Origin of the sequence: Ruminococcus callidus ATCC 27760 (genome assembly GCF_000468015.1) — a bacterium.
Classification (GTDB): domain Bacteria; phylum Bacillota; class Clostridia; order Oscillospirales; family Ruminococcaceae; genus Ruminococcus_C; species Ruminococcus_C callidus.
Genome location: NZ_KI260330.1, coordinates 7,474 through 12,356, shown reverse-complemented (window position 1 = coordinate 12,356; position 4,883 = coordinate 7,474). Strand labels below are relative to the sequence as shown.

Annotated in this window: 3 protein-coding genes; all 3 read left to right on the top strand. The window is 54.4% G+C overall.

All coding sequences use genetic code 11. The features are described from left to right. The first annotated feature begins 102 nt into the window (after positions 1–102). The 3 genes from dnaB (at position 103) to ftsH (ending at position 4,845) form a co-directional block, all read left to right on the top strand. On the top strand, positions 103–1,452 hold the full coding sequence (gene dnaB / locus RUMCAL_RS03385; RefSeq protein WP_021681112.1) for a replicative DNA helicase: 1,350 nt from the start codon (positions 103–105) through the stop codon (positions 1,450–1,452). Beyond that, entirely contained in the window at positions 1,442–2,794 is a 1,353-nt protein-coding gene (tilS, locus tag RUMCAL_RS14365; protein WP_021681111.1) for a tRNA lysidine(34) synthetase TilS, read from the top strand. Before dnaB ends, tilS begins: the two co-directional genes overlap by 11 nt. 107 nt (positions 2,795–2,901) lie before the next feature. Further along, positions 2,902–4,845: an ATP-dependent zinc metalloprotease FtsH gene (gene ftsH / locus RUMCAL_RS03375; protein WP_021681110.1), complete on the top strand. Its 1,944-nt coding sequence runs from the start codon at positions 2,902–2,904 to the stop codon at positions 4,843–4,845. The last annotated feature ends 38 nt before the right edge of the window (positions 4,846–4,883 follow it).

Sequence of the window (4,883 nt, the reverse complement as noted above, 5' to 3'; positions counted from 1 at the left end):
ATCTGTCGCACAATCTTTGTGCGGTATTGCCCAGAATCATCAGCAACAGAGCAATGCGGGTACGGTTTTCGTCCCGCATTATTTTTCCAAGGAGGGATTTTCATGGCAGATACAGTGTATTCTTCCAACGAAGCCGCAGAACTGCCCTTTAGTCTGGAAGCAGAACAGACCGTGCTGGGTGCCATTCTGCAAGACCCGAATGTACTGCCGGTAGTATTGGAAACCGTTCGTCCGGAATGCTTTTTCAATCCCCAGCATCAGGAACTGTTCCAGATCATTCTGCAAATGTTCACTTCCGGTGAAAGAGCAGACGTGGTGACGGTGCTCAATGTGGCAGTGCAACGCAAGGTGTTCGAAACCGCCGCAGAGGGCAGAAACTATCTGGCGGCGTTAATCAACAGTGTGCCGTCTACCTCGAATATCGAGAGCTACTGTGCCATTGTCACGGAAAAATATTATATCCGTTGTCTGGCATATGCGGCACGGGGCATTTTGCAGGACATTCAGTCCGGCGAGGGCAGTGCCCAGATGCTCATGGACGCGGCAGAACAGCGGATTTATGACATTCGGCAGGGCAAGGACGTGCAGGGGCTGACCAAGATCGGCGATGCCATTTGTGAAGCCTATGACCATGTGGGCAAAATTGCAGGGCCGGACAAAGAAAAATATGTAGGTGCCAGAACAGGATTTTCCTATCTGGATACGGTGACTTCCGGTCTGAACAAGTCGGATCTGCTGCTGATCGCTGCCCGCCCCGGTATGGGTAAAACTTCTTTCGCCCTGAACATTGCCACCAACGTGGCACGGCACAGCGGCAAGGAAGTGGCGATCTTTTCGCTGGAAATGTCCAAGGAGCAGCTTGCCACCCGTATGCTTTCTTCGGAAGCACTGGTAGATTCCCAGAAGCTTCGCAACGGCTTTCTCACCAACGAGGACTGGGTGCGGCTTGCCACCAGTGCCGGCGTTCTTAGCGGACTGCCCATGTACATTGACGATACTGCCAGCATCAACGTGCAGCAGATCAAGGCGAAGCTGCGGCGTATGAAGAATCTGGGACTGGTGGTCATTGACTATCTCCAGCTGATGGGTTCTACCCTGAAAACCGACAACCGTGTACTGGTGGTTTCGGAACTGACGCGTCAGCTGAAAATCATGGCGAAAGAACTGGATATTCCCATTATTGTTCTGTCCCAGCTGTCCCGTGGTCCGGAAGGACGTAACGACAAGCGGCCGATGCTGTCCGACCTCCGTGAATCCGGTTCTATCGAGCAGGACGCGGACATTGTAATGTTTCTCTATCGGGATGCTTACTATAATAAGGACAGCCCCACGCCGAACATTTCCGAGTGCATCGTGGCAAAGAACCGTCACGGCGAAACCGGTACCGTTAAGCTGATGTGGGACGGTCAGTTCACTCGCTTCTCCAATGCGGAAATGCGTGATGAGGGCTGATGCTGTTTCCCGTGCAGTACTGGAGCAACTGCGGGAGCTGCACTGTCTGGAACCGGAACAAACTGTCTGCTGTGCCCTTTCCGGCGGGGCGGACAGCGTGTGTCTGCTCCGCTGCCTGCTGGAACTGCGTCCGGTACTGGGTATTACAATTACAGCGGTGCATGTCAATCACCATCTCCGCGGAGCCGAAAGCGAACGGGACAGAACATTCTGTCAGCAGCTTTGTGCGGGGCTGGGCGTGCGGCTGGCGGTCTATGATGTGAATCCGGCAGCAAGGGCAGCACAGGAGCACTGCTCCGAGGAACTGGCGGCAAGGGAATGCCGGTATGCTGCCTTTGCACAGGTGCAGGCGGACTGGATCGCCACGGCACACACTGCCTCGGACAATCTGGAAACGGCAGTGCACCGGCTGGTGCGGGGAGCAAGCCTGCATGGACTGACGGCAATTCCGCCGAAAAACGGGCGGTTTCTCCGTCCACTGCTGCGGGTGACACGGCGGCAGGTGGAACAGTATCTGGAATCACTGGGGCAGACCTATGTTACCGACAGCACCAACCTCACCGATGCCTACACCCGCAACCGGATCCGGCATCAGGTGATTCCGGCACTGGAACAGCTGAACCCTTCTGTAGAACGCACGGTTTCCTATACCCTGCGGAGCCTGCGGCGGGAGGACGATTTCCTGCACCAGCAGGCACAGGCAGCCTATGCCAAATGCCATACCGGAAAGAATACCCTTTCCGGCTTGGAAACGCTTCACGAGGCGTTGCAGTTCCGGTGTATTGCCATGCTGCTGGAGGAGGCGGGGATCTCCTGTGAAGCTCCGCTGCTGGAACGGCTGGCGGCACTGGCACGGCAGGGCGGCAGGTGGAATTTGTCTGGTGCTGTTTATGCTGTGGGAAAGTCGGGCACACTGACCATAGAAACGGTGCAGCTGCCGGAGCCTTTGCCGGAAGCGATCCCTCTGCAAATGGGGGAAAACCGGCTTTTTTCAGGTTTTGTGTTGCATGCCCGACTGGAAACAGTGTCGCCTGCGGAAAATGTTGCAAATATTCATAAAAAATTTGCAAATGCGTGTCTGGATTATGATAAAATAAAAGGTGAAATCTTCCTGCGTCCCAGACAGTCCGGCGACCGCATGCAGCTTTCCGGCAGAGGGTTCACCTCTGCTCTGAAAAAACTGATACAGGCGAATCTTCCGCCGGAACGCCGCCGCACGGCTCATGTGCTGGCAGATGCAGACGGAGTAATTTTCGCCGAGGGCGTGGGCTGTGCCGCAAGAGTTTGTCCGGACGGAGAAACCAGACGGCTGCTGGTGCTGGAAATTCTCGGGAAATGCTGAAGCTTGTGCGTAAACCTGATGCAGCAGTTCCCTCGCAATGATATAGAGAGAACTGGCGGCAATGCTGCCTGCCGGTTTTCTTTTCAACAGAATGGAGTGAATGTAATTTGACACCAAAGAAAGGCCGTGGGATCGGAGCGTATCTGCTCGTTGTCGTGGTATTGATCGTGGCACTGGTTTTCCTGCTGAACGGGCTGAAAACCGGCGGCAAAGAAACCAAATATTCCGACATTATGAAGTACTTCGATAATTATGAAGTTACTGCGTACACCTTGGATCTGGGCTCCGGCGAACTGAAGCTGACGCTGGACGACGGGGATAAGCTGACCTATGATGTGCCCAATGTATCGGTATTCCGTGATGATACGAAGGACTATCGCACCAGCTATAACCAGAAGCACCCCGATGCTCCGCTGCAGGTGGACTATTATAAGATTCGGGATACTTCGTGGCTGCTGACGCTGATTCCCACACTGGTGCTGCTGGGGCTGATGATCTTCCTGTTCGTGTTCATGATGCGGCAGGCAAACGGCGGCGGCAAGTACACCACCTTCGGCAAGGCAAACATCAAGAATCAGGCGAACACCCGCAAGGCAACCTTTGCCGATGTGGCAGGTGCCGATGAGGAAAAGCATGAACTGGAAGAAATTGTAGACTTCCTGAAAAATCCGCGGAAGTATGCGGAACTGGGTGCCCGTATCCCCAAGGGCGTACTGCTCATGGGACCTCCCGGAACCGGTAAGACTCTGCTGGCGAGAGCTGTTGCAGGAGAAGCCGGCTGCCCGTTCTTCTCCATTTCCGGTTCGGATTTCGTGGAAATGTTTGTGGGTGTCGGTGCGTCCCGTGTCCGTGACCTGTTCGATCAGGCGAAGAAAAACGCTCCGTCTATTATCTTTATCGATGAAATTGACGCAGTCGGCCGCCACCGCGGCACCGGCATCGGCGGCGGACACGACGAACGGGAACAGACCCTGAACCAGCTGCTGGTGGAAATGGACGGCTTTACCGGCAAGGACAACGTCATTGTCATTGCTGCCACCAACCGGCGGGATATTCTGGATCCGGCTCTGCTGCGTCCGGGACGGTTTGACCGTCAGATCGTAGTTGGCTATCCGGACGTTAAGGGTCGGGAACAGATCCTGAAAGTACACACCAAGAGCAAGAGCATCGGACCGGACGTAGACCTGACTACCATTGCCAAGTCTACCGTGGGATTTACCGGTGCTGATCTGGAAAATCTGGTGAATGAAGCCTGCCTGCTTGCTGCACGGAAAAATAAAAAGGCAATCACCATGGACGAAATTCAGGAGGCGACCATTAAGGTGATCGCCGGACCGGAAAAGAAGTCCCATAAGGTAACGCCCAAGGAAAAGCGGCTGACCGCATTCCACGAGGCAGGGCATGCAGTCTGCACCTATTACTGCGATCATCAGGATAAGGTGCATCAGGTGTCCATTATCCCCAGAGGTATGGCTGGCGGCTATACCATGTCCCTGCCGGAGCAGGACAAAAGCTTCGTTTCCAAAAAGGAAATGGAAGAAAACATCATCACGCTGCTGGGCGGACGTGTGGCAGAACAGCTGGTGCTGGACGACATCTCCACCGGTGCCTCCAACGACCTGGAACGTGCCACTTCTACCGCACGGAGCATGGTGACTCGTTACGGCTTCAGCGAAAAGCTGGGACCGATCGTCTATGGCAATGACCAGAACGAGGTTTTCCTCGGCAGAGATCTGGGCTCGTCCCGCGATTACTCCGACCGCGTTGCCGGTGAAATCGATGACGAAGTACGGAACATCGTGGAAAAGGCATACGACAAGGCAACGGCGATCCTGCAAATGCACATGGATCAGCTGGAACTGCTGGCAAAGTATCTGATGATCCACGAGAAGATCGAAAAGGATGACTTCGAAACCCTGATGCAGGGCAAAATGGATCCCTCCCAGTTTGAGGAAACACCGGCAGAACCGGAAACCTCTGCAACAGAAGCAGAACCGACAGAAGAAAAGCCCACGGAAAATGGAGATTCTTCTGCACCTACAGAAGCGTAAACAATTGTTGTTATGGCAATACCGCACAAAGATTGTGC